At 51.2% G+C, this 24,499-nt stretch carries 21 protein-coding genes; 12 read left to right on the top strand and 9 right to left on the bottom strand.

Annotated features, from left to right (window positions below):
- Positions 1-19: 19 nt before the first annotated feature.
- The 6 genes from rplQ (at position 20) to ppdK (ending at position 8,529) form a co-directional block, all read left to right on the top strand.
- The gene (rplQ, locus tag AC1931_RS14775; RefSeq protein WP_483878055.1) at positions 20-460 is read left to right on the top strand and encodes a 50S ribosomal protein L17; all 441 of its coding nucleotides are present in this window, start codon (positions 20-22) and stop codon (positions 458-460) included.
- Between the two features lie 165 nt (positions 461-625).
- Positions 626-1,984: a magnesium transporter gene (gene mgtE, locus AC1931_RS14770; protein WP_483878054.1), complete on the top strand. Its 1,359-nt coding sequence runs from the start codon at positions 626-628 to the stop codon at positions 1,982-1,984.
- Positions 1,985-1,997: 13 nt separating this feature from the next.
- A complete protein-coding gene (recO, locus tag AC1931_RS14765; protein WP_483878053.1) occupies positions 1,998-2,756 on the top strand; it encodes a DNA repair protein RecO in 759 nt (252 codons plus the stop codon).
- A gap of 91 nt (positions 2,757-2,847) precedes the next feature.
- On the top strand, positions 2,848-3,717 hold the full coding sequence (gene glyQ / locus AC1931_RS14760) for a glycine--tRNA ligase subunit alpha (RefSeq protein WP_483878052.1): 870 nt from the start codon (positions 2,848-2,850) through the stop codon (positions 3,715-3,717).
- 45 nt (positions 3,718-3,762) lie between these two features.
- A complete protein-coding gene (gene glyS, locus AC1931_RS14755) occupies positions 3,763-5,823 on the top strand; it encodes a glycine--tRNA ligase subunit beta (RefSeq protein ID WP_483878051.1) in 2,061 nt (686 codons plus the stop codon).
- A gap of 45 nt (positions 5,824-5,868) precedes the next feature.
- Entirely contained in the window at positions 5,869-8,529 is a 2,661-nt protein-coding gene (gene ppdK / locus AC1931_RS14750) for a pyruvate, phosphate dikinase (RefSeq protein ID WP_483878050.1), read from the top strand.
- A 49-nt stretch (positions 8,530-8,578) separates the two neighbouring features.
- On the opposite strand, the gene AC1931_RS14745 is transcribed toward ppdK, so the two are convergent.
- The 5 genes from AC1931_RS14745 to AC1931_RS14725 form a co-directional block, all read right to left on the bottom strand.
- Positions 8,579-10,738, bottom strand: coding sequence for an EAL domain-containing protein (locus tag AC1931_RS14745; protein ID WP_483878049.1), 2,160 nt, complete (start codon positions 10,736-10,738; stop codon positions 8,579-8,581).
- A gap of 61 nt (positions 10,739-10,799) precedes the next feature.
- Positions 10,800-12,887 carry an HDOD domain-containing protein gene (locus AC1931_RS14740; protein ID WP_483878048.1) on the bottom strand — a complete coding sequence of 696 codons (2,088 nt, stop codon included), beginning with the start codon at positions 12,885-12,887 and terminating at the stop codon, positions 10,800-10,802.
- 133 nt (positions 12,888-13,020) lie between these two features.
- On the bottom strand, positions 13,021-13,917 hold the full coding sequence (locus AC1931_RS14735; protein ID WP_483878047.1) for a Rossmann-like and DUF2520 domain-containing protein: 897 nt from the start codon (positions 13,915-13,917) through the stop codon (positions 13,021-13,023).
- Entirely contained in the window at positions 13,914-14,567 is a 654-nt protein-coding gene (locus AC1931_RS14730) for a fumarylacetoacetate hydrolase family protein (protein WP_483878046.1), read from the bottom strand. The genes AC1931_RS14735 and AC1931_RS14730 overlap by 4 nt, the downstream gene beginning before the upstream one ends.
- A 32-nt stretch (positions 14,568-14,599) precedes the next feature.
- Complete coding sequence (locus AC1931_RS14725; protein WP_483878045.1) at positions 14,600-15,208, bottom strand: trimeric intracellular cation channel family protein; 609 nt, start codon at positions 15,206-15,208, stop codon at positions 14,600-14,602.
- 83 nt (positions 15,209-15,291) lie between these two features.
- Between AC1931_RS14725 and AC1931_RS14720 the strand changes: the two genes are divergently transcribed.
- Entirely contained in the window at positions 15,292-16,455 is a 1,164-nt protein-coding gene (locus AC1931_RS14720) for a rhomboid family intramembrane serine protease (RefSeq protein WP_483878044.1), read from the top strand.
- On the opposite strand, the gene AC1931_RS14715 is transcribed toward AC1931_RS14720, so the two are convergent.
- Together AC1931_RS14715 and AC1931_RS14710 are read right to left on the bottom strand one after the other, a co-directional pair.
- Positions 16,456-17,535, bottom strand: coding sequence for a diguanylate cyclase domain-containing protein (locus tag AC1931_RS14715; RefSeq protein WP_483878043.1), 1,080 nt, complete (start codon positions 17,533-17,535; stop codon positions 16,456-16,458).
- 120 nt (positions 17,536-17,655) lie between these two features.
- Complete coding sequence (locus AC1931_RS14710; protein ID WP_483878042.1) at positions 17,656-18,921, bottom strand: acetate kinase; 1,266 nt, start codon at positions 18,919-18,921, stop codon at positions 17,656-17,658.
- Positions 18,922-19,173: 252 nt separating this feature from the next.
- On the opposite strand from AC1931_RS14710, the gene AC1931_RS14705 reads away from it, so the two are divergent.
- The gene (locus AC1931_RS14705; RefSeq protein WP_483878041.1) at positions 19,174-19,341 is read left to right on the top strand and encodes a DUF362 domain-containing protein; all 168 of its coding nucleotides are present in this window, start codon (positions 19,174-19,176) and stop codon (positions 19,339-19,341) included.
- A 135-nt stretch (positions 19,342-19,476) separates the two neighbouring features.
- Here AC1931_RS14705 and AC1931_RS14700 read toward each other — a convergent pair whose 3' ends face one another.
- Entirely contained in the window at positions 19,477-20,556 is a 1,080-nt protein-coding gene (locus tag AC1931_RS14700; RefSeq protein ID WP_483878040.1) for a DUF3426 domain-containing protein, read from the bottom strand.
- A 77-nt stretch (positions 20,557-20,633) separates the two neighbouring features.
- On the bottom strand, positions 20,634-21,167 hold the full coding sequence (gene hpt / locus AC1931_RS14695) for a hypoxanthine phosphoribosyltransferase (RefSeq protein WP_483878039.1): 534 nt from the start codon (positions 21,165-21,167) through the stop codon (positions 20,634-20,636).
- 383 nt (positions 21,168-21,550) lie between these two features.
- On the opposite strand from hpt, the gene AC1931_RS14690 reads away from it, so the two are divergent.
- From AC1931_RS14690 to AC1931_RS14675, 4 genes are all read left to right on the top strand, one after another.
- Complete coding sequence (locus tag AC1931_RS14690) at positions 21,551-21,985, top strand: QcrA and Rieske domain-containing protein (protein WP_483878038.1); 435 nt, start codon at positions 21,551-21,553, stop codon at positions 21,983-21,985.
- A 12-nt stretch (positions 21,986-21,997) separates the two neighbouring features.
- The gene (locus tag AC1931_RS14685; RefSeq protein ID WP_483878037.1) at positions 21,998-23,098 is read left to right on the top strand and encodes a cytochrome b; all 1,101 of its coding nucleotides are present in this window, start codon (positions 21,998-22,000) and stop codon (positions 23,096-23,098) included.
- On the top strand, positions 23,095-23,901 hold the full coding sequence (locus AC1931_RS14680) for a cytochrome c3 family protein (protein ID WP_483878036.1): 807 nt from the start codon (positions 23,095-23,097) through the stop codon (positions 23,899-23,901). Before AC1931_RS14685 ends, AC1931_RS14680 begins: the two co-directional genes overlap by 4 nt.
- Positions 23,902-24,103: 202 nt before the next feature.
- The gene (locus AC1931_RS14675) at positions 24,104-24,328 is read left to right on the top strand and encodes a hypothetical protein (RefSeq protein WP_483878035.1); all 225 of its coding nucleotides are present in this window, start codon (positions 24,104-24,106) and stop codon (positions 24,326-24,328) included.
- The last annotated feature ends 171 nt before the right edge of the window (positions 24,329-24,499 follow it).

Genomic DNA, 24,499 nt, shown 5'->3' with positions numbered 1-24,499 from the left:
TTAAGAAAGGAACATCCCGATGCGTCACAATAAATCAGGAAGAACATTAGGTCGTAAACCGGACCATCGTCAGCATATGATGCGTAATATGGTGACCTCTTTTTTTGAGAACGAAAAAATAACAACCACTGTTACTCGTGCCAAGGAATTGCGCAAGCTAGCAGAAAAGATGGTTACACTTGCCAAGCGCGGAGATCTTCATTCCCGCCGTCAAGCCCTGCGCGTCATTCGTGATCCCAAGGTGGTGGCTCGTTTGTTCGAGATGATCGCGCCGCGTTATGCTGAGCGTCCCGGCGGTTATACGCGCATTTTGCGTCTTGAAAATCGCCTTGGTGATAATGCGCCGATGGCTATTATTGAACTGGTTGAAGAGGGTTATGTTGCCCAGACGACTGATGAGACTGACAATAATGACGTAAAATCGGTCACGCCAAAGAAAAAGGAAGCAGTCGCGAGTTGATTCTAACCAGTCGCTAAATCTTTAAGGGCAAAGAGATATCATCCTCTTTGCCCTTTTTTCGTTATTGGTAATGATATGACGGGTTGTGTTTGCTTTATAAGGGCTGATATTGTGATACGCTGCAAACGGTAATCCGGCTGCTTTTAACTTGGATTGGTGGACATTATGCATGAAAACAAGATGCGTTTGCTTCAGGAGTCGATCAGCAAATTGCTCCGCCGTGATGCTACTCCAAACTTAAAAAAAGTACTTACAAAGATCCACCCTGCCGATATCGCGCATATTTTTCGTTATTTCACTATCCAAGAACAAAAAACCCTGCTCTCTTTGATCCCGGACCTTGAACGCGCGGCAGATGTGCTTGCTGAACTGGATCCCGATTCCTGGCCGGAACTAGCCGGTCTTCTTGATCGTGACTATCTGGTTTCCGTTGTTCACCAAATGGCTGATGATGACAGCGCTCTGTTTATCCGCAGTCTTCCTGATAGTCTTGCTGAAGACTTACTCACGGAGATGCATGATGAGCACTCTGAGGACGTTGAGCGGTTACTTGCTTATGACGAAGACTCAGCCGGTGGCATCATGTCAACGGATGTTTTTTTTCTTAATCAGGATATCACGGTAAAACAAGCGATTGAAAAAATGCACGATGCTCAGGATTACGAGATGGTTTTTTACGTCTATGTTACCGATGAGCATAACCATCTGGTTGGTGTTCTCTCGCTTCGCCAGCTGCTTACGGTACCACCTCATACTAAACTATCGGCCATCATGTCGACCAATGTCATCCGCGTGCGGGTTGACATGGACCAGGAATATGTCGCTGAGCTGGTCGCCAAGTACAATATTCTTGCAATACCGGTTGTTGATGAGCACGGCAAACTCATGGGAGTTATCACTGTTGATGACGTTATCGACGTTATGCGCGATGAGGCAACCGAAGATATCCTGCGGATGGCCGGGACAACTGAAGAGGAACTGCTGCTTGGATTCCGCTCGTTCAGTATTGCCCGTTTGCGCCTGCCGTGGTTGTTAATGACCCTGCTTGGTGGAGTGACGACCGGCTTTCTCATGTGGATGTTCAAAGCGACCCTTGAACAGGCGATTATGCTGATTTCCTTTGTGCCGGTTATTACCGGCATGGGGGGTAACGTTGGCGGTCAATCTTCGACCATTCTGATTCGTGGCTTTGCTACCGGCCGCATCGACTTTGGTAGTCTGCGCCAGGTGTTTTTCAAGGAGCTCCGGGTTGGATTGATCATGGGTTCAGTCTGTGGCGTGGTGATTGCCCTGGTAGCGATGACCTGGCACCAGAATCTTTACATCGGGCTGGTTGTCGGTATTGCGATGGCGGCTGCTATTGCCGTGGCTGCCTGTATGGGTGTCATCGTTCCGTCCTTTTTCAAAAAAGTGGGGATCGATCCAGCTATTGCATCGAGCCCCTTTATTCAAACTGCCAATGATATCACTGGAATCCTCATCTACTTCGGTACGGCGACAATCTTCCTGCGGTTGCTGATCTGACCAGGATGCGACCGTGAAAGGTGATTTGCTACGCTGTGAAGGAGTGGTCTTGCGCTATGTCAATTATGGTGAAGCGGATCGTATTGTCAGCGTATTAACCGCAGCATGGGGAATTAAAAAGGGGTTTGCCAGATCAGCACGTAACAGCCGGAAGCGCTTTGGCCCGGTTCTGGAACCTTTTACCCAGGCAGTTTTCCACTGGCGTCAGGGGCGAGGGGATCTCTGGACATTGCAGGAAGCCGATTTGCTTACTCCCCGCAGTGGTTTGCGTACAGATCTGAATCGCCTGGCTCTGGCTGGCTACGGGGTAGAACTCGTCGAACTGCTGGCGGCCGAGACAGAGGATTATCAACGGATTTATGAGTTGCTGTGCAGTTATCTTGACTACCTTGACAAAGGTGGGGACCATGCCGTTGCGCGCCTGCTGTTGGAGCTGCGGCTGGTGTACCTGCTGGGTTATATCCCCCACCTGTTGCACTGCAGTGAGTGCCTCAAAATATTTGATAATGAGCCGGTTCGTTTTGATTCCCAGCGTGGCGGCAGTCTTTGCCGCGATTGTGCCGGCACGAAAGATCTTGAAATCAGCTTAGGCAGCATAGGCTCGCTCGCCCGCTCACTGCGTGTTTCCCATCAACAGTTTGACGGCTTTAAACTTGGCGCTACAACGATTCATGATGGTCATCTAATGCTCTCCCAGGTGCTCCGTCAGATTCTGCCACGTGAACCGAAGTCGTTGAAATTTCTCACTCGCTTAAGCGCCCGTGAATCTTGACATCCTTGGGGGTGATAGCTAAACTCCCGGACGCAGATGACCTTTCCTTTTATCCGTTGTGACGGGCTTATGCCTGTTTCTTGGAGGTACCGTGACTTTTCAGGAACTAATTCTTTCCCTGCAGAACTTCTGGGCCGCCCAGGGGTGTATTATTCAACAGCCCTACGACATCGAAAAGGGCGCCGGAACTTTTAACCCCGCTACGTTTTTGCGCGCTCTTGGCCCGGAACCCTGGAATGTCGCTTATGTCGAGCCGTCACGGCGCCCGACTGACGGGCGCTACGGTGAAAACCCTAACCGCCTTCAGCATTATTATCAATTCCAGGTTATCCTCAAGCCGTCGCCACTCAATATTCAGGATCTGTACCTTGATTCGCTCAAGAGTTTTGGTATCGACCCCCTAGCTCATGATATCCGTTTCGTTGAAGACGATTGGGAATCTCCCACACTGGGCGCCTGGGGGTTGGGCTGGGAGGTGTGGCTCGACGGTATGGAGATTACCCAGTTTACTTATTTCCAACAGTGCGGCGGCATCGATTTAAAGCCGATTCCCGGAGAGATAACCTACGGTATTGAGCGTATCGCCATGTACCTTCAGGGGGTAGATAATGTTTACGATCTGGAATGGGTCAAGGGAATCCGCTATGGTGATGTACATCATCAAACCGAAGTCGAATTTTCCCATTACAACTTTGAAGAAGCTGATACCACTATGCTGTTCCAGCTATTTAACATGTACGAAAAGGAGTCGGTGCGTCTTGCCGAGAAAAAACTGGTATTTCCAGCCTACGATTTTGTCCTGAAGTGTTCTCACACATTTAACCTGCTCGATGCCCGCGGAGCTATTTCGGTGACCGAGCGTGCAGGCTATATTGGCAGGGTGCGTAATATGTCCAAACTCTGTGCTGGCGCCTACGTTGAACAACGGGAACGACTTGGTTTTCCCCTTCTGAAAAAATAGCCGCAGCTACCGGTTGCCAACTGACTGCAAGGATTGGAGACATACATGTCTGCAGAACTGTTTCTCGAATTAGGTACCGAAGAAATTCCCGCCGGGTTTATTCCTCGTGCCCTTACCGATATGGAAAACCTGCTGCGTCAGGAACTTGAAAACGCCCGCGTCAGCCATGGTCCGGTGCGCACTTTTGCCACGCCGCGACGCCTGGCCATTTCAGTTGCTGATGTGTCACGGGTGCAGCAACGTCAGGAGCTTGAGCTGACCGGTCCGCCCGCTCGCATCGCTTATGATGAGCAGGGGCAGCCAACCAAAGCCGCCATCGGATTTGCTCGTACCAACGGTGTCGAGGTGGCGGACCTGAAAATCGTTCAGACCGAAAAAGGTGAGTACCTTGGTATCTCAAAGGTTATTGAAGGGGGGGACACCAGCGATCAACTGCCGGAGATACTGACCCGTGTCATCAATAAAATCAGTTTTAAAAAATCCATGCGCTGGAAAGATCTGGATGTACGCTTTGCCCGTCCGGTTCACTGGATTGTGGCCCTTTATGGCGGTGACGTGGTTCCGGTGAGCTATGGTGACCTGCAGAGCGGGAATCTTTCGCGCGGGCACCGTTTTATGGCGCCGGCTGAGTTCAGTGTTGCCGGCGTTGAGGATTATATCGAAAAAGCCCGGCAACATCATGTCATTGTCGATACTGCTGCCCGCCGGCAGCTGATCGAAGAGCAGTTGCAGGCCTTGGCTGTGCAGCTGGGGGGGCGCATCAATCCAGATGATGAATTGTTGCAGGAGGTAACTTTCCTGGTCGAGTCGCCGCAGGCTCTGGCCGGCAGCATTGAAGCAGGCTTTCTGCAATTGCCGCCGGAACTGCTGATTACCAGTATGCGCGAACATCAGCGCTACTTTACTCTGGTTGATCAGCAGGGAAAACTGCTGTCTCATTTTATTACCGTTGCCAACACCCATGCCGTTGATCCCGGCGTGGTTATTGCCGGTAACGAGCGGGTGCTTAAAGCACGACTGGCTGATGCCATGTTCTTCTGGCGTGAAGATCAAAAGGCACCCCTCGAGAAGCGTCTAGATGCGCTAAAAAAGGTTGTCTACCAGGCGCAACTCGGTACCAGCTTTGAAAAAGTTGAACGTTTCGGCGCGCTTGCTGCTGCTCTGGCAGAGCAGTTTGCTCCGGATACCCTTGAACTAACGCGCCGGGCCGCTTTGTTGGCCAAGTGTGACCTGGAAACCGGCATGGTTTATGAGTTTCCCGAACTGCAGGGGGTGATGGGGCGCGAATATGCCCTGCTTGAAGGCGAGAATCCCCGTGTAGCTACAGCTATTTATGAACACTACCTGCCAACCCAGGCCGGCGGTGTTCTGCCGTGCGATGATATTGGAGCTTTTGTTTCCATCGCTGACAAAATTGACACTATCTGCGGCTGTTTCAGTGTCGGTCTTATTCCTACGGGAACGGCTGATCCTTACGCCTTGCGGCGCAACGCTATCGGGGTCTTGAGCATCATCCTTGATCGCGGTTATGCGTTGTCAATCCCTGAACTGGTTGCCCGCAGTGTCGCCCTGCTGGATAATAAACGTCAGCGGCCGGCACAGGAAGTTGTGGATGATGTGGTCGCCTTTATCCGCCTGCGTCTGGTCAACCAGCTGGCGCAGCAGTATCCAGCTGAAGTTGTTGATGCCGTATTGAGTGCCTCCTTTACCGCTCCCGTTGATGCCCTGGCACGCATTAAGGCATTGACAACGTTGAAGCAACGTGATGATTTCGATCTGTTGAGCGTGGCCTTTAAACGGGTTGGTAACATGGTCAAGCAGCAGACCGATGCCCAACTTGATGAACAGCTGTTGATGGAGTCCAGTGAAAAGGATTTGTATCAGCAGCTGCAACTGGTGGAAAAAAATGTGTCTGTTGCCATAAAAAAGGGTGACTACGTCGCTGCTCTTGAGTCCGTCGCCCGGTTACGCAAACCGGTAGATGCCTTTTTTGATGATGTGATGGTGATGGTAGAGGATGCCTCGATCAGAAACAATCGACTGGCGTTGCTAAAGGCGATTTCCGCCCTGTTCAGCGGGATTGCTGACTTTAGTCGTTTGTCCTGAGACCGTATTTACTGGTGGTACTTTTTCATGGAAGGAGAGATCAGGATGGCTAAATTCGTATATTCTTTTGGAGAGGGGCAGGCAGACGGTGACAGCACGATGCGTGAGTTGCTGGGCGGCAAAGGGATGAATCTTGCGGATATGACGTCGATCGGCCTGCCGGTGCCACCGGGCTTCACCATGACTACCGAGGTATGCAAAGCTTTTTATGCCAACGATCGGCAATATCCCGCTGAGGTGGGTCAGCAGGTGGCTGATGCCCTGCAGCTGTTGGAAAAACGGATGGGGAAAGGTTTCGGCGATCCCGCTAATCCGCTGTTGGTGTCAGTGCGTTCCGGAGCTCCTGCTTCTATGCCGGGAATGATGGACACGGTGCTCAACCTCGGCCTCAACGATGAGACCGTTCAAGGGGTAATCAAACAGAGTAATGATCCGCGTTTTGCTTATGACTCCTACCGGCGTTTCATCCAGATGTATTCCAATGTTGTCATGGGGATGGATGGTGAAATTCTCGAACACCTCCTCGACCAGAAAAAACAACAACGCGGCGTAGCCCTCGATACCCAGCTGACTGCCGATGATCTCAAACAACTGGTTGTCGATTTCAAGGCCAGCTGTAAACAAACCCTGCAACAGGATTTTCCCGAAGACCCTCTGGAGCAGTTGTGGGGAGCGATCAGTGCGGTGTTCGGTTCCTGGATGAATCCTCGTGCTGTCACCTATCGCAAACTTAACGGTATTCCTGCCCATTGGGGCACCGCCGTTAACGTCCAGGCGATGGTCTTCGGCAATATGGGCGACGACTGTGCCACCGGTGTTGCCTTTACCCGTGATCCCTCGACGGGAGAAAATTATTTTTACGGAGAATACCTGGTCAACGCCCAGGGTGAGGATGTGGTTGCCGGGATTCGTACCCCGCAGCCGATCAATCGTGCCAAATATCAGGAAGGTGATCTGCCGGCGATGGAAGATGTGCTGCCGGCAAGCTACCAGGAACTGGCGAAGATTCGCGACTTGCTTGAACGTCATTACAAGGATATGCAGGACATCGAGTTTACCATTGAAAAGGGGAAACTCTACATGCTGCAGACCCGTACCGGTAAACGCACGGCGCACGCTGCCATCCGGATCGCCGTGGAGATGGTTAATGAGGGTCTGATCAACGAACAGGAAGCGGTGCTGCGGGTCAGCCCCGATCAGCTCGACCAACTGCTACACCCCTCCCTCGACCCGACAGCGGAGAAGAATGTTATCGCCAAAGGATTGCCGGCATCACCCGGGGCCGCCAGTGGCCAGGTCATCTTCACCGCCGATGAGGCAGAAGAACTGGCGCGGCTTAAAAAAGATGTCATTCTCGTGCGGGTTGAAACCAGCCCGGAGGATATCCACGGCATGCATGCCGCTCGCGGCATCCTGACCGCTCGTGGTGGCATGACGTCCCATGCCGCAGTTGTTGCCCGCGGCATGGGAAAATGCTGTGTTTCCGGCTGTGGTGCCATCAATATTGATTATGAAAAGCAGCAATTTGTCACTGAATCAGGCATGGTGGTAAAGCGTGGGGAATATATTACCCTTGACGGCACCGCCGGCGAAGTACTGCTGGGCAATGTTCCCAAGGTCGAACCCCAGGTCTGCGGCGACTTTGCTACCCTGATGACTTGGGCCGACGGTTTCCGGCGCCTGAAGGTGCGAACAAATGCCGACACCCCCTACGATTCCAAGGTGGCGCGCGAATTCGGGGCCGAGGGGATTGGTCTGTGCCGAACGGAGCATATGTTTTTTGAGGGGGACCGCATTCAAACCGTGCGCGAGATGATTCTGGCCAATGATCTGGCCGGACGCAAACGTGCCCTTGATAAAATCCTGCCGATGCAGAAAAGCGATTTTCTCGGGATTTTTCGGGCGATGAGAGGTCTGCCGGTTACAATTCGCCTGCTCGATCCACCTTTGCATGAGTTCCTTCCGCAAAATGATGATGACGTTTCCGAATTGGCCCAGGCAGTTGGTATCCGCTTCTCTGAGGTTAAATCGCATGTGGAAAAGCTTCATGAATTTAACCCGATGCTCGGGCACCGTGGTTGTCGCCTGGCGATCACCTATCCGGAAGTATACGACATGCAGGTTCAGGCAATTATGGAAGCAGCATGCGAACTGGTGCGTGATGAACAGTTTGATATCGAGCCGGAAATCATGATTCCCCTGGTGGCCCACGTTAATGAACTGAAAATATTACGTGGGAATGCGGTCAAGATGGCTGATGCCGTCTGTGAACGCTATGGGGTCAAGGTCAAGTATCTGATCGGTACCATGATCGAATTACCGCGCGCCTGCCTGACGGCCGATGCCATTGCCGAAGAAGCTGAGTTTTTCTCTTTCGGCACCAACGATCTGACCCAGACTACTTATGGATTGTCGCGTGATGATGCCGGCAACTTCCTGCCTGATTATGTCGAACGCGGCGTCCTGAAGAAAGATCCGTTTATTGCTCTGGATCAGCGTGGGGTCGGCGAGTTGGTCAGGATCGGATTTGAGCGAGGGCGTTCAACCCGTCCTGATCTGAAGGTAGGGATCTGCGGCGAGCATGGTGGTGAGCCCTCCAGTGTCATTTTCTGCCACAAGATCGGTCTTGATTATGTGTCCTGCTCTCCCTACCGGGTACCGGTCGCGCGCCTGGCAGCCGCCCATGCCGCTATTTTGGACAAATAAACTCTCTTTTTGTCCTGATTGATGTAGGACAGTGCAGGCGGGTTTCCGGTTACAGGGGGCTCGCCTGACGTCGTCTGATCTGCTGATTTCCTCGGGTTTTGTCGTTGTGCGTCTGGATATAGCTGGTTATCTGATCCTTTGCCACCGGTCGACTGTAATAGTAGCCTTGTCCTATCACTCCCCCATATTTTAACAAGTATTCGTGCTGCTGGCGGGTTTCTATCCCTTCGGCAACAAAACGTAGCTGTAGTCCCTCGGCCACTCTGATCATGGCCGGAATAATCGGATCGGCAGGATTCTGCGGTGTAATCCTCTGAGCGAATGACTTATCCAGTTTAAGGGTGTTCAGGGGGAGACGATCGAGATAGCAGAGGGAAGAATATCCTGTACCAAAGTCATCAACGGCAATGTTGATTCCGGCACCGGCAAGTTCAACAATGTTGGCAACGGTTGTCTTAAGATCCTGTATCAGAACATTTTCCGTCAGTTCGAGTTCGATATCTTGTGGTCTGAGGCGATGGAAATGAATCCGTTCCAGCACTTTTGCAGCAAAATTGTCCATCTGTAACTGTACGGCAGAAACATTGATCGACACCTGGATATAGATCCCCCGACGGTTTAAGTCTTTGATGTCACGGCAGGCGATATCAATAACGCGCTCACCGATATCATGAATCAGCGAGGTCTCTTCAGCGGTCTCGATAAAATGTCCCGGTAAGACGATTTTGCTTGAAGATAACTGGATTCTGGCCAGGGCTTCTATACTGCTTACCCTCAGGGTGTTGACATCGACCAGGGGTTGATAGTGAACGATCAGCTGGTCGTTTTTCAGCGCCTGTCTGATCAGGTTTTCGGTAAAAACCTTCTGGCTGTTCTTGTTTTCCAGCGTTGTATTGTAGAAGCCGAAAGAGTTGATGGAGCGGTTTTTCAGGTTGCAAAGTGCCGTGTCTACATTTTTCATCAGGTCCTGGCAACTGTTGCCGTGTTCAGGATAGGTTGTAATACCGATGCTGACGCTCAGATGGATTTCATGCCCATGAGCTTTAAAGGGCATAAGGGTCTCATCTACAATGCGTTCAGCTCTTTCCCGGGCAGATTGATCGGCATGACCACTGGCTGGCATCAGTAAGGCAAATTCATCTCCACCGATGCGCGCCAGGGTATCAACGGCCGTACAGCAGCGCTGCAGGCGCTCAGCAAAGCGCCGCAAGATACTGTCGCCAACCGCCTGACTGTAGGTATCATTAATCAGTTTGAAGCGATTAATGTCAATCAGGATCAAGGCAAAACTTTCGCAGGTGTTGCGCGCTCGATTGAGCAACTGATCCAGTCGTTCATGGAAGAGGCTACGATTGGGTAAGCCGGTCATCAGGTCGTGATTGTTCTGAAAACGGATAATTTCTTCTGCGCGTTTTTTTTCGCTGATGTCTCTGGCAACACCATAAGTGCCAACAGCATGGCTGGCAGGGCGCCGGGCATGACCTAAACGGTAGCCTCCGGCAAGTTTGCGTTCAATGTGAATCGATCGGATCTCTACATGAATGACGTTGTCCCGGCTTTTACCCTGCAGGCGCAACTCGATACTTTCGTGGTGTGCCAACGTGGATCCGGGCATAAAGTAGCGTTGGGCCAGGTCCAGATCATCGGGGTGGACAACGCTGCTGTAATGTTTGCCCAGGAGTTCCTTCCTGTTGAATCCGAGACGGTCTGCCGTGTTCTTATTGACAAAGGTAAAATTGCCCTGGTGGTCTAGTATGTAAACGAGATCGGGGGAGTGGTGAACCATAAACTTGTGCAGTGCTTCCGATTCCTGGAGGGTCGCGACCATCGCTTTATTGTCACGTTCCAATTGGATTTTTTCGCGCACGTTATTGATGGAAAAAATCAATTCCTCCGGGGTGTAAGGTTTACGAACAAAATCCCTGGCCCCGGCCTTAAGAACGTGAATAGCTTTTTTGATTTCAGATTCGCCACTGACAACAATAACATTAGTATCGGGGTGGTGCTGATTGATATAGTCAAGAACAGTCATGCCATCGATCTGCGGCATATTCAGGTCAAGCAGCACAATGTCGTAAGGCTGGAGCGCCAACCGTTTAAATGCCTCGTTGCCGGAGGTCACAATCTGCGACTTGAGACCCTCCAGATTGAGGATGCTCTGCAGGCTCTGCGCTACCTTGATTTCGTCATCAATAATCAGTATGAACATATTTCATTATTCTCTCCCCTCATTTTCTACGTGAGCTCATTTCAAAATGAGGTGCAGTGTATCATGCGGTCCTGCGTGGCAGTAATATTTTAAACTCTGTTCCTGCTGCCGGGCTTGAAAAACATGAAATGCTGCCGCCCAATTCCTTGACCAGCGTATTGACGACGACCAGTCCCAAACCGGAGTGTCCCTCCTTGGTACTGTCAACAGGACTGAATAATCTCTGCAAAACAGCAGGAGGAATGCCGGGACCATTGTCCTTGACGGTAATCTCAACATAACTCTGTTGATCCTGGAAGATGTTGTCTCTGGTGGAAACCCGGATGGATCCACCGGTATCAAGAGCTTCAGCCGCATTTTTAAGGAGATTGATTAAGATCTGTTTGAGCTTGTCGGCGGAACAGCGCACAGGAGGCAATTGCCTGTCAAGCTGCAGAACCGACTGGATGTGTCCTGAACTGTAAAGTGAATTGTTCAGGATGCGGTCAAGTTCGGAGATGAGTTCATTAATGTTTGTAATGTCTTGACTGTTTTTAGATCCGGACTTTTGTTCTCCGGCGTGCAGCAGAATACGGCCAATCCGATCAATCTCTTCGGAGATTGTGCGTAATTCCTCCTGTGCTGCGTCCTCTTGATGAAGCTTTTTCCCGAGAACATAAAGATAATTGTTGATAATTGACAAGGGGTTGCTGATTTCATGTACCAGTTGCCGGTAGTGATTAGCACCCATGCCAAGAGAGTTGTCCAGGGTTTTATTTAGGGTTGCAGCGCGTTGGGCGATCTCGTCGCAGAACAATGACAACAATGATTTGTTTCCTTCCGCGAGAGGGGATTTGTCTCGGCCCAGCCCCAGGGCCATTACTCCGATTTTATTATTCTGGTAAGTCAGGGGGATAAGAGCTGCGCTGGCACTGTCGAGAAGGCGGAGTAATTGCCGATCTGCGATAGTGGACCCATCCGTGGTCAGGGTTATTTCTTTGCCGGAGTAGAGGGCTGCAATCACCCGGCTTTTTTTATCCGATTCTTGCCAGGCCAGATCGTCCAACTGCTGAATACCAAGGTCATTGACTGGAATTACGCGATTATTTTTCTGGTCATATCGAAGCAGCAGCAGTTGTTGCAAAGGAAAAACAGAGCAGAAGCCGATTCTAACCTGTTTGGCAAAAGCGATCATATCATGATTTACATCAGGCGCAGCAGCCCTGCTGAGAGTGAACCTGCGAACCGACTCGCGCAACTGTGGTGCGGAATTTTCGTCTTCGGGCAGTTGTCCTGACTCCTGATGCTGGTTGATAAGTGAAGCCGCATTCGGAATCCTCAGTGCGGTCAGCATGGTGATGCTTTTGTCCAGTGCCTCCTGAAGGCAGGTCAGGGTTGTCTCTGAGGTAAGTCCGAGAAGCTCCGTAGCTCTAGCCAGAGCACTGGGATTGTCATCAGGTTTGCGGCTTCCGGTGAAGCGAGAAGCAACCGCGAGAATTTTTATCAGGGTCGGAGTGCTGCGTAATTCATCAGCGGGAGCGCGATGGAACTGGATGGCATCGGCAATAAAGGAATCGAGCTTCCAGCTCTGCGCCAGCAGTGCACCGAGTTCACAATGATCGATCTGCAGAAGTGCCCTTTCCTGATCACAGAAACTGTACGGGGCCTCGTAATAGTTGTCCAGCAACTGCAGATAGTTGTCACAATCGTTCATCATCAGGATCAGCATGCCGGACTGATGGAGCAGGCCGGCAAGAAAAGCTTCTCCGGGTTTGTGGTAATCCAGCAGCCGGGCCAGGCGTTCGCACAGATTGGCACAACAGATGGAGCGCACCCAGATCTGGCGTAATTGATGATTAAAAGTATTGCTGAACTGATAAAAGAATTGCTCGATGGCAGAGGTAGTGACAATGGTCTTGAGGTTGCGCATACCCAGAACGATCAAAAAGCGGCGCAGATCACTTACATCATTCCATTGTCGAAAGGCCGGGGTATTGGCAATGTGCATCACTCTCGAAGTCATCCCGGCATCTTTGCCGATCATCTCGGCAAACTTGTCAAAACCAGCATCATCCTGATGGCAAAGGTTGAACAGTTCCACCAACAGATGAGGCACAGTGGGGAGGTGGGAGATGTTGTAGCTCTTGTTGTTGCTGCAAGTGAGGTTCATCGCTTCTCAGATGTTCAGTAGATTTGACAGTTTTCGTGCCGCCCCGGCAAACGGACTATTGGATGGCCGTTTACAACCAATAGACTTATCTAATTAACTAAAACACTGGAGAAAGGCAAGGATTTTAATAATTTCATGTGTTGCTCTTAGTTATAATTCTCTCAGAAAATAGCTTGTGTAGTGCTTTCGCTTTGCTGGTGCTAAGACGTCCCGAACTTTCGGCGAGCAGCACGGTTTTATTGCCCAGAAGACAATAGAGGTCGAGCAGGCCGGTAGGGCTGGTTTCCAATGCCTGGAGATGGGCCGTGAGGGTGCCGATATCGCCCCGCACTATGGGACCGGTCAGTCCTTTTTTAGTGCCACTGGTGGCGACATTGTGCAAGGTCGCCTCAAGTAGCGGGAACAGGCAAGTTTCCCTCTGGGAAGGATCAATGCCGCATTCTTCGAGTATAGAACCGGCCTGTTCAATCAAGGTGACAAGATAATTTGAGACCAGGCAGGCACCAGCATGGTAAAGATGCTTCTTCTGTGCGTCAATAAGCTGGAGCTTTCCCCCCAGGGCGTTACAGAGGGACTCGGCGACGGGATAAGCGGCGGCATCACCTTCACCGAAATAAGGAACAAGCTTCAATTGTTCATAGGCCTGCCGGCGGTCGGCAAAGGGGAACAGGGGGTGGAGGGAAAACAGGGAGGCATGCCCTTTGGAGTGGCGCATGATTGCCGCCGGGTGGACGCCACTGAAATGAATCAGCACCCGATCCTGAGAAGACAGAAAATCCTGCTGCAGTTGAGAGGCGACGGCAGCGATCTGGTCATCCGGTACTGCAAGCAGAATCAGATCGGCTTCGTCGGCAACGCGCAGCTGCGTCGTTGCCAGACCTGCGTCGCAGCCGATAAAAGAACAGGCTAGACGGGTTGGCTGCAGCCTGCGGCCAATGATGGCAATCGGCTGATAGCCGTTCTCAAGCAGGGCTCTGGCGATGGTCGAACCGACCCTGCCGGGGCCGATCAGGGCAAAACGCTTATTCACGAAACAGACACCGTTAAGGAGCCGACCTGCTCAATATTTCCTTCAAGCAGGTCACCGCTGTTTAGCCTGGCAACGCCGGCCGGAGTGCCGGTGAGAATTATATCACCGGGCTCGAGGGTGAAATAGATGGAAATCTCAGCGATGATTTCCTCAATCGAACGCATCATCTGTGCGGTGTTTCCCTGCTGGCGAATCTCGCCATTCACTTTCAATTGCAACTCAAGGTTGTTGGGGGTCGTGACCCGGTCAGCCGGAACAAAGTCAGAAATGGGGCAGCCGGTATCGAATCCTTTGGCGATATCCCAAGGGAGACCCTTTTCCTTGAGCTCTGCTTGCAGGTCACGCAGAGTCAGATCAAGGGCAACAGCGTAGCCGGCAACATGGTCAAGGGCCTTTTCTGCGCTGATCTTCTTGCCGGTTTTACCGATCAGTACGGCAAGTTCCAGCTCGTGGTGACATTCTTCGGAAAATTCCGGCAGAATGATCGTGCCGCCATCATTGAGCAGACTGCTCTGGGGTTTGCAGAAGATGACCGCACGCTCCGGTACGCTGTTGCCAAGTTCACGGATGTGATCCAGATAGTTGCGTCCCAGACCGATGATCTTGCCGGGGTTCAGGGTTGTGCCGTCAGTGAATTTGATCTGATGCATGGTAAGATCCTTATGAAGTTTGGAGAAAAAAACTATTGTATTGGAGCTTTGGGTAGTGACCACTTGTAGCGGATGGCCAGTACCCTTACCAGAATAACGCTGCCGGCAACCAGTGGCAGGTTGAGGTGCGCCGGAGATTCAAGGTGCGTCAGGATGATCAGCAGTATACCGCCAAGAATACAGGCGGAGGCATAGATTTCCTGGCGCAGAATCAAAGGGACTTCGTTAGCGAGAATGTCGCGGATAACCCCGCCGGCAGTGCCGGTCAATATCCCCATCAATACGGCGCCAAAGGGACCGGTGTCGAACAACAGTGCCTTGCTGACGCCAATCACCACAAAGGTTCCCAGGCCAATGGCATCCAGATAAAGTAATGGCTGCATCAGGTTGGGCAGTTGGCGATGCATGGCAAAAACCAGCACCGCAGTAACCGCCGGCACCCAGAAGTAGATTTCGTTCTGCAGACAAAAAGGCGGCAGATCACCAAGGAGCAGATCGCGCAGGGTGCCGCCACCGATAGCGGTAACCATCCCTAGGGAGACGACACCGAACAGATCCATTTCCTTGCGGACAGCGACCCAGGCTCCGGAGGCCGCAAAAGCGACGGTGCCGATCATATCCAGAATAAACAAAAGATTCATAGTAAAAACCTTCGCTGCGCTCACAATACCGGCAACGGGGAATATTGTGCTATTATAATTGCCTGCCGACCGACAGGATTGCAATGTTTTTCCCCATCGCCGACACTCCGAAAGCGCCAGGCCGCTCCTATGTTACCTGGGGGTTGATGGCTATCAATATCGGCGTTTTTCTTTTTATCACCTTTCCGGCGACCCGTACCAGGGTTGATCTGACCGATCCGCTGCTGTTGGACTATCTCAGGTCTTTTGGTTTATATGGCAGAATTTCAGCGCGCGAGGTGCTTGAGCATCTGAGCGCTCACGATCTGCTGGTATTTAAGTACGGTTTCAGACCCGCTGCCGCTTCACTGCAGACCTTGTTGAGTTCCCTGTTCCTCCACGGTGGTTTCATGCATCTGGCGGGCAATATGATGTTTCTCTATATATTCGGTAAAAATGTCGAATATCGCCTTGGCCATCTGCGCTATCTACTTGCTTATCTCGGTTGTGGAATTTCAGCAACGTTGTTTTTCACGCTGTTTTCACTGAATTCACAGATCCCGTTAATTGGTGCTTCCGGAGCAATCTTTGGTGTCCTGGGATGCTACTTTCTGTGGTTTCCCAAAAATCGGGTACGTTGCCTGATCTTTTTATTCCCCATCGTGGTGACAACAATTTACCTGCCCGCCCGTTTATTGCTCGGTTTTTATCTGATTATTGATAACCTGCTACCCTTCATTGTTGCTGGAACCCAGGATAGTGGTATTGCTCACGGCGCCCATATCGGAGGTTTTCTGGCAGGGTTGGGAATTGCCTGGGGAGGAGATCACTATCGTCGACTCTTTTCCCTGCACAAGGTGCAACAGGACAATGCCCCACTGGAATCTTTGCGCAATCTTTGTCCGGAAGTGGGTCGGGACGATCTCGATCAGGCCGCACAGTGTTATTTCAACCTGACCAGCCGTGAACAGCGCTGTCAGGTCGCGACCGAGGATTTGCTCAGGGTTGGAGAACATCTGCTGGCTCAAGGACGGGATCAGGAAGCCTTGAGCCTTTTCCGCCGTCTGATAGCTGAGCGGCCACGCGATGGTAATCTTGACCAGGCGTATCTGGGAGCGGGGCAGGCCATGCTGAAAAATCCGCGCTACCTGACCAGCGCCTATCATTATTTTCTGGCGGCGATCGATTTATCCAACGATCAAGAATTGATTGGCCGGGCGCGCAGATATCTGCGCATCATTGAAGGGGGGCGTATCCCAAGCATTTGATCATGGAGTGGAGACCTGCAAGGTTTCTGTCAGGTCCAGCTTGTTTCTGCCGGTTGCTTTTGCCCGGTAGAGTGCCTGATCTGCTAACGCGATCAGGTCGGCCGGTGAATTGTCATGGGTGGGAGTCATCATCGCACCACCGAGGCTCATGGTAATATGCCCGGCAACGTCTGAATATTCGTGGGGAATCTGTAGGTCAACAATTGCCTGACGGGCACGTTCGCCAACTGTTCCGGTACCAGCAAGATCGATCCCCGGCAACAGCAGGGCAAATTCTTCACCACCATAGCGGGCGGCCATGTCACTTGGGCGCAGAATAATTTCTTTAAGGGCCTTGCCGACCAGGATCAGGCAGTCATCCCCCTGCTGATGACCGTAATTGTCGTTGTATTTTTTGAAAAAATCGATATCGGCGAGAATCAATGAGAAGGTCTGGTTCTGTTCCCGTGCCAGGCGTTTCCATTCCTTATCAAAGATCTCGTCGAAAAATCGCCGATTAGCTATCCCGGTCAAGCCATCAATCCGGGCCATTTCTGACAGCGCCCGGTTCAGATCTTCGAGTTGCTGCTCGGCTTCTTTGCGCGCCGTTATATTTTTGAATTGGCTAATGATGGCCGTTGTGCCGACAATGGTTGTCAGCGGGGCAACGCTGATAATGTAGTGGTCGTAACTATCAGGTGTGGTTGCCAACTTAACGTCATATTCCTGTTTGGTGCGACTGTTGCAGATTTGAAGTGGGCATGAGTTGTTTTGGCAGAGCCCATAATTGAGCAACTCGCGGCATTTCTTGCCGACAATTTCAGCAGCTGGTTTGCCAAGCAGCGTCACCATCGCTTCATTGGCTCTGATGACCGTGCCGTCATCACGAACTGCCCACATGGCATCACTGACGGAAAGAAAAATCTGCTCCAGTTCCATCGCCTCAATTTCTGCGCGCAGCTGCTTATTGCCAAATTCAGCAATCGCCATTTCCAGGGCTTCACGCTCACTGATCAGGTCCTCGCAGGTTTGTTTGAGTTCTTTGTTTTCCTGTCGGAGTTGAGTTAGCAGCTGCTGGACGTCATCGCTGGTGTCGGTCATTGGGTACCTTTGTCTGATTTTCGGCTACAAATTGACCGTGTCGCATTGGGTGGTCAAACACCCTAGTTTTTCCTTGGAGAACGAAAAACCAGGGTGTTAAAGGTTGATCGGTTGTGATGATCAGCTACGCTGAAAACTGTCATGCGCGAAAGAGTAGCTGAAATTCATGTGGTCCGTATAGGTTCCCTCGAGGATAGCAACAACGTCCTCGGTAAAAACCAGCTCTTCATCCGTGGGAATAACAAAGACCTTGATCGGCGAGTCAGGGGTGGAAATCATCGTTTCACGTTTGCGGGTCATGGTGTTGCGATTTTTCTCACGGTCAAGCTTGATCCCAATGTGCTCGAGATTGTCCAGGGCTTTTTCGCGGATCAGCGAGGCCATCTCTCCAACTCCGGCGGTAAATACAACTGCATCAAGGCGTCCCAGTGCAGCACAGTATGAACCGATGTATTTTTTCAGACGATAGGATTCAATGTCAAGGGCGAGTTGACAGCGCGTGTTGCCGGCTTCGGCGGCCTCGATAACATCGCGCCGATCAGTAAATTCACCCGTAATACCTAAAATTCCTGATTTTTTATTAAGGATGCTGTCAATCTCCTTGGGACTTAAGCCTTCGCGTTCCATGATAAAGGCCGGGATCGCCGGGTCAATGTCCCCACAGCGGGTTCCCATGACCGCGCCCTCAAGAGGGGTCAGGCCCATGGAGGTATCAACCGAGATACCGTTTTTGATGGCACAATGAGATACTCCGTTGCCGATGTGCATGGTAATCATGTTGCACTGTTCCGCTTTTTTTCCGAGTAGAACCGCCGCTCGCTTGGATACATAGAGATGGCTGGTACCATGGAAGCCGTAGCGTCGAACGTCGTGCCGGGTATACCATTCTTGGGGTACCGGATAAGTATAGGCATGTTCCGGCATGGTTTGATGGAAAGCGGTATCGAAAATGGCAATGTGAGGAACCTTGGGGAGAACCACCTGCGCCGCTTCAATGCCGGAAATGTTAGGTGGGTTGTGCAGTGGGGCGAGGTGCTGAACCTCCTTGATGGCGGCAAGCACATCATCGTCGATACGGATCGAACAGGTGAATTTTTCGCCACCATGAACGACCCGATGACCGACTGCTGCGATCTGACTCATATCGGTGACAACCCCATGTTCTTTGCCGCTCAAGGTTTTAACAATCAGTTGAACGGCGGTTTTGTGGTCGGGGCACTCATATTCTTCGCGGTAGGTTTCACGCCCCGGTACTTCGTGAATAATGTAGGAATCACCGATGGTAACGCGTTCAACCATCCCCTTGGCGATTACTTCCTTGCGCTTCCAGTCAAATAGCTGGTACTTGACCGATGAGCTCCCGCAGTTCAACGCCAGAATATCCATGTTGTCAGCTCCTTTATTGATAAATAAAAAAGGTTCGTAAACCTTCACGTCCTTCTGATCGCCGTGGTGAAAAATATTTTTAACGATAAGATACCGGGACAGCCAAGCGCACAGGCTAGCGCGATTGCACCATTTTTCGCAAGTGTTTTTCAGGTCTGGACAGGAAGGTTGAGATCGGGTAAAGTGCCACCTGTTACGAGGGTATAACCGTATCAGGTGATACCAGACCTTAATTTTCAGGAGGAAAAAACCATGGCTCATGTAATTTCTGACGAATGTATTGCTTGTGGCGCCTGCCAACCAACCTGTCCTGTCGACGCAATTTCCGAGGGCGACATCTACACCATCGATGCAGCAACTTGCACCGATTGTGGTGCCTGCGTTGACTCCTGTCCGGTGGATGCAATCAGCCAAGCCTGATTCATTACCGTACAGTTATTAGACGAGAGAGCGGTGGCTGTTATTGACGGTCGCCGCTTTTTTTGTTTTTTATTGATACAGAGTTGGTGACAAGGCGTGGGTCAAATATGCTGGTGTGGTAGCTGGACGCGAGGATCAGCGGGCAGTTGGGCGGGAGGATGTGACGTTAACGCTGAATTCGGCAATATTCGCCGGCAGATCCTTGAAGACAATGTCGAAGGAAATATTCTTTCGCGGGTCAACCTTCATGTTGCTTAGGTCTTTACCAAACTGGTTCCCCATCAGCTGTTCCAGCTCATCAAAGGGAAGGGTGCGTAGTTGCTCATCGCTGATCGGGTTACCGCAGAATACGGTTTTTTGCATCAGTGGTTTGCCATGTTGGTCGTACAACACTCCTTTGACCTGAATAGCTGAACGGGGTTGATTGAAATTATTGATGGCTTCACCACGAATCAAGAAAATTTCCCCGGCGTGTTCATTGCTTAAAAACCGGCCTTCCAGAGTCCCCAGAGATATCTGATCAATGCCGGTTGATTCCTCGCTTGCCTGACCAAAGTATTGCTTGAGTGTTTCGTTGATTTCTTCCGGTCCGCCAAAATAGATATAGGCACCTCCAATGATCAGGGCGAACAGAATGATCAGCAGCATCGCTTTGATTAAAATCGAGAAGGCTGAGCTGCCTGACGCTGCAGCTTTTTTGTGTTTTTGGGACGGCTCGGGAGCCAGCTCTCTGGCTTCTTCCTGCTCCAGCGAAGCGTTAAGCGGCTCATTTGCCGTCTCGGCAAAAGACCCGGCATCTTGGGCCGGAGGGGGTGCCAATTCTTCTTCGTTGCCAAAGGAAAACTCTTCAGACGATGAGTCGCTTTTATCAAGTTCGCGGAAGCGATCGTAGTCGAAGTCGCTGTCGTTGGTATCAACGTCGCTGAAGGTCGCTGGATCATCCGGGGACGCAACCGGGCCGTGAGAAAAGGTGTCGATTCTGTCGCTGATTGTCGCTTCGGCCACGCTGGATCTGTCCGGCTGTGAGGCCGAGTCGATTGCCGTCCCTTTTTCCGGTTCCACCTCTGGTTCTTCTAGTAGGACTTCTTCCGGTTCCGGTTTGTGGATCATGAAAATGTGCCGGCAGCGGGCGCAGCGCAGTTTCGCTCCCGCATCGGGAATGCGTTCTTCGGCAATATTAAAACGGGTGGAACATGCTGGGCAGGTAATAACCATGGCGACCTCCTTAGTGAATGGGTCGAGAACTTCAGCAAATTAATCAGACATCATGCCGATTGTTCCGCGGGATAATGTCAGACGTGATTGACCAGGTAGATGTCCGGCAAGTTGCGATAATGTTCGTCGTGGTCAAGGCCATAGCCGATAATGAAGCCATCCTCCATTGTCATGCCAACATAGTCAGCCTCGATCTCGACTTCGCGGCGCCCACGTTTATCAATCAAGGTGCAGATTTTTAACGATAAGGGTTCCTGAAGCAGTAATTTGTGGTATAGACACTCCAGGGTGTAGCCACTGTCGACGATATCTTCAACAATCACTACATGACGACCACGAATGGGCATTTCCAGCCCTTTGCGAAACTCGATAATACCGGAGGTACTGGTTTCCGAGCCGTAGCTTGCCAGGCGCACAAAATCAACAACGGTCGGCACCTTGATGGCGCGAATCAGGTCGGCAATGAAAATAAAAGAGCCCTTTAAAACACCAATCAGCATGACTTCCTGATCGGCAAAATCACGGGAAATTTCTGTGCCTAGACGTTCGACCTCTGCGGCAATGAATTCTCGTGGAAACAGAATACTTTGCTCTTTGTCCGCTATTGTCATTGCTGCTCCCTGATCAAAAATTAATAAGAGCAATCTATAGCAGGAAAAAATAACCCTTGTCAATTGAAAGGACACCGTTCAGCGTTTCTTTTGTGCTACTACAACATGCTATATTCATTGGAGTTTTGCTCAAAACAGAGGAAAATCCGGAGATTGAAGTCTTATTGGTCAGCCGCTGCAAGGGCAGTTCGTGATAAGTGGTAAAAACATACGGGCTAGTGGTGTAAAGGTATTTTTACCAAAAAGTATGTTAATGATTATCTTGAAATAATCTTTGTGCTATAGTTCCGCTCGTGTTTTTTCTGCGGGCAATGGATGTTATTGTTCCGTTACGATTGTCGCCAGGTATTGCTAAAAATTAGCTACTACGAAGGAGTTTTTGTATGAGTGAAGCCCCTGCCTCCCCTAATGAAAGAAGAACATTTCTGGGCATTCTTCTGGCGGCTATCGGTGCCTTTGCAGCTGGAGTCTTTGGCTGGTCAGTATTTCGTTTTCTCTCCCCCGTTGAACGCAGCGGTGAGGGCAGCCAGGTGCGAGTTGCCCGTGAACTGGTGGCGCTTGGCAGTGTTCATTTCTTTGCCTTTCAAGGGCGGCCGGCAGTTGTACTGCAACCACGGGCAGGTGAGTTTGTCGCTTTGAGCGCAGTCTGCACACACCTTGGATGTATCATAAAATGGGTTGAGGAAACACAGGAATTTCTTTGTCCCTGCCATGCCGGTCGTTTTGCCAACACCGGCCAGGTTCTCGGAGGACCACCACCAAGCGCCCTTGATACCTACCCGGTTGCCCTTGATGGCGACGATATTCTGATCGGTTAAGGAGGAAAAATAATGAATCCTGCTAAAGAAGCAATTAACTGGTTGGATCGGCGCCTGGGCGTTCGTGAACTGATGCATAAGAATCTCGGCGGTTATCTGCTGCCACGTAATATCAACATCTGGTACACTCTGGGGGCAGTACTGATGGCGATGTTCGGCCTGCAGTTTCTTACGGGAACTTTGCTGCTGGTTTTTTATGTGCCTGATACGGAAAAGGCGTTTGCCAGCGTCACCATGATCATGAACGAAATTCCCTACGGTTGGTTGATCCGTTATCTGCATGTGGTCGGTTCTAATCTGATCATTGTCTTTCTCCTGGCCCATATGCTCTCAGTGCTGTTTATGGGGAGTTATAAGCGTCCCCGGGAGTTGACCTGGGTGTCGGGTTTTGTTCTGTTTAACCTGGCGCTGGTTTTCTGTCTGACCGGATATCTGCTCCCCTGGAGCCAATTGTCATTCTGGGCAACCACGGTCGCCACCGACGCGGCCGGTGCGATACCGGTTGTTGGTGATCAGCTGGTCGCCTTCATGCGTGGCGGGCCTACCGTCAATGAAGCGACTCTTGGGCGATTCTTTGCATTGCATGTGATGGGATTGCCCCTGGTGTTTTTTGCCCTGATCGGTGTTCATCTGTTCTGTGTCCGTCGAGTTGGTATTTCCAAACCGCCATTTGGAGACGACTATCGGACAACTGAAATGCCACTCAGCTTCCACCACGAAGAACATCCGGATGGTGTGCCTTTTCATCCCAACTACACCATTAAAGATGCAGCCATGGTCTTTTTTGCTCTGGCACTGCTGGTGGCTATCACATTTTTTGCCCCCTGGCTCTTTATCCCGCCTGCCGCACTGGAACCTGCCGACCCGTTTTTCACTCCACCTCATATCAAACCGGAGTGGTACTTCCTGTGGGCTTATCAGGCGCTGAAAATATTCCCCAATGAGCTTTTAGGTCTGGCCTCTCAAGGGATAGCCATGGGTTTTCTGGCGGTGCTGCCGTTTTTGGATCGGGGTTTGGAGCGCCGTCCAGCGCATCGGCCGCTTTTTGTCACCCTCTACCTGCTGGGGATTCTGCTGTTTGTCGGCCTGTCACTGTGGGGGCATTACTCATGAAAAAAATATTGTTGAGCAATCTGTTCTTTTTTCTGATGGTTTTTTTGCTGGTCGGCTCAACCGCCTCTGCTGCCGGTGCCAGTGTCTGTATTGAATGTCACGGCGGGCTGTCCGGTCAACTTGGTGAAATTCCCACCGCTGAGTGGCATACCAGTGTCCACGCAGTTCATCGGGTTTCCTGCCACGATTGTCACGGTGGTGATCCTACTGATTATGTCGAGGCCATGTCATCTGATCGGGGCTTCATCGGCGTGCCCGACTATGCCGAAGTTCCGGCTTTCTGCGGCCGCTGTCACGTTGGGGTGGAAGAAGATTATCGTGCCAGTCTGCACGGCCAGGTGGTTGAGTTCGGTGGTCCCAACTGCGTCAGCTGTCACGAAAATCACGCTGTGCAGGTCGCTACAATTGACTTGATTAACGAAGTCAGCTGTTCACGTTGTCACACTTACGACAAACCGGCCTTGATCAAACAGGAAATCAGTGACACCGAGGCAATGCTCAGCCAACTGGAAAACTCAATCGGCTCCCTTTATCGCGTCGGTTTTGATACCGGTCGCCTGCAGGATGAGTTGTTTTCGACCCGTAATAATTTCCGGCGCCTGTTCCACAGTGTCGATATTGAGAAAATCCGCGCTGAAACCGCAGGTTTCGATGCCGATCTGGCAGAAACCAAAGCCACGATTGATGAACTGGAAGAAACCCTGGGTCAGCGTAAACTTGCCGGTGGGGCCCTGGTGTTGTTGCTGATTCTCGCCGGTTGTATCGCGTTGTTGATCCGGCGCACTTATGAAAATCACGAATAGGCTCAAACCAACGCCGATTAGCAGTAGTCAGACAGCGTTAGCCATGCTTTGTTGACACGTAAATCAGCGTAATAAAAAGGGGCAACCATCGCCAGGATGGTTGCCCCTTTCTCGTCAAATATAAACACCTCTCTAACATGATTCCAATGGTTCATCGGCATCCTTGACAGCAGATCAACAAATGCCCAAAGGAGTGTAGTCGATGCCCATCACTGAGAGTTCCACCGAGACGTCTCATCAATTGAATATTCCCTGCCCCCTGTATGACCAAGAGGCCTGTCGCTGCCAGCGTTCCTCAGCCGAAACAGCCATACGTCGCCCCCTGTGCCTGACAGACGAGCACGATGCCTGCCCCCTTTATCTTGCCTATCTGTTACACCACTCGCGCATGATGCGCCGGGATAACGACTGGCTTGATGCCTGCTGATTGCTTTAATTTCTGAAATATGGTTGAAGGGGATAACCCAACAACAATGGCAGGTGACCTGCGGGTCACCTGCCATTGTTTAGGTCAAGCACAGTGATGAGTCTGATTTTAGTTTTTAGCGGCAGCCGTCTTGCGTGAGCCCTGAGCGACAGCTTTGGTCATGCCGAACAG

It is taken from the genome of Pelovirga sp. C15f (assembly GCF_057178085.1).
The sequence above is the reverse complement of the archived record's forward strand: the minus strand, read 5'-3'. Positions and strand labels throughout refer to the sequence as shown.

Excerpts from the sequence above, each read along its gene's own strand:
- rplQ (WP_483878055.1), top strand. The coding sequence starts at position 20 with ATGCGTCACAATAAATCAGGAAGAACATTAGGTCGTAAACCGGACCAT.
- mgtE (WP_483878054.1), top strand. The coding sequence starts at position 626 with ATGCATGAAAACAAGATGCGTTTGCTTCAGGAGTCGATCAGCAAATTG.
- glyS (WP_483878051.1), top strand. The coding sequence starts at position 3,763 with ATGTCTGCAGAACTGTTTCTCGAATTAGGTACCGAAGAAATTCCCGCC.
- ppdK (WP_483878050.1), top strand. The coding sequence starts at position 5,869 with ATGGCTAAATTCGTATATTCTTTTGGAGAGGGGCAGGCAGACGGTGAC.
- AC1931_RS14745 (WP_483878049.1), bottom strand. The coding sequence starts at position 10,738 with ATGTTCATACTGATTATTGATGACGAAATCAAGGTAGCGCAGAGCCTG.
- AC1931_RS14740 (WP_483878048.1), bottom strand. The coding sequence starts at position 12,887 with ATGAACCTCACTTGCAGCAACAACAAGAGCTACAACATCTCCCACCTC.
- AC1931_RS14730 (WP_483878046.1), bottom strand. The coding sequence starts at position 14,567 with ATGCATCAGATCAAATTCACTGACGGCACAACCCTGAACCCCGGCAAG.
- AC1931_RS14725 (WP_483878045.1), bottom strand. The coding sequence starts at position 15,208 with ATGAATCTTTTGTTTATTCTGGATATGATCGGCACCGTCGCTTTTGCG.
- AC1931_RS14720 (WP_483878044.1), top strand. The coding sequence starts at position 15,292 with ATGTTTTTCCCCATCGCCGACACTCCGAAAGCGCCAGGCCGCTCCTAT.
- AC1931_RS14715 (WP_483878043.1), bottom strand. The coding sequence starts at position 17,535 with ATGACCGACACCAGCGATGACGTCCAGCAGCTGCTAACTCAACTCCGA.
- AC1931_RS14710 (WP_483878042.1), bottom strand. The coding sequence starts at position 18,921 with ATGGATATTCTGGCGTTGAACTGCGGGAGCTCATCGGTCAAGTACCAG.
- AC1931_RS14705 (WP_483878041.1), top strand. The coding sequence starts at position 19,174 with ATGGCTCATGTAATTTCTGACGAATGTATTGCTTGTGGCGCCTGCCAA.
- AC1931_RS14700 (WP_483878040.1), bottom strand. The coding sequence starts at position 20,556 with ATGGTTATTACCTGCCCAGCATGTTCCACCCGTTTTAATATTGCCGAA.
- hpt (WP_483878039.1), bottom strand. The coding sequence starts at position 21,167 with ATGACAATAGCGGACAAAGAGCAAAGTATTCTGTTTCCACGAGAATTC.
- AC1931_RS14690 (WP_483878038.1), top strand. The coding sequence starts at position 21,551 with ATGAGTGAAGCCCCTGCCTCCCCTAATGAAAGAAGAACATTTCTGGGC.
- AC1931_RS14685 (WP_483878037.1), top strand. The coding sequence starts at position 21,998 with ATGAATCCTGCTAAAGAAGCAATTAACTGGTTGGATCGGCGCCTGGGC.
- AC1931_RS14680 (WP_483878036.1), top strand. The coding sequence starts at position 23,095 with ATGAAAAAAATATTGTTGAGCAATCTGTTCTTTTTTCTGATGGTTTTT.
- AC1931_RS14675 (WP_483878035.1), top strand. The coding sequence starts at position 24,104 with ATGCCCATCACTGAGAGTTCCACCGAGACGTCTCATCAATTGAATATT.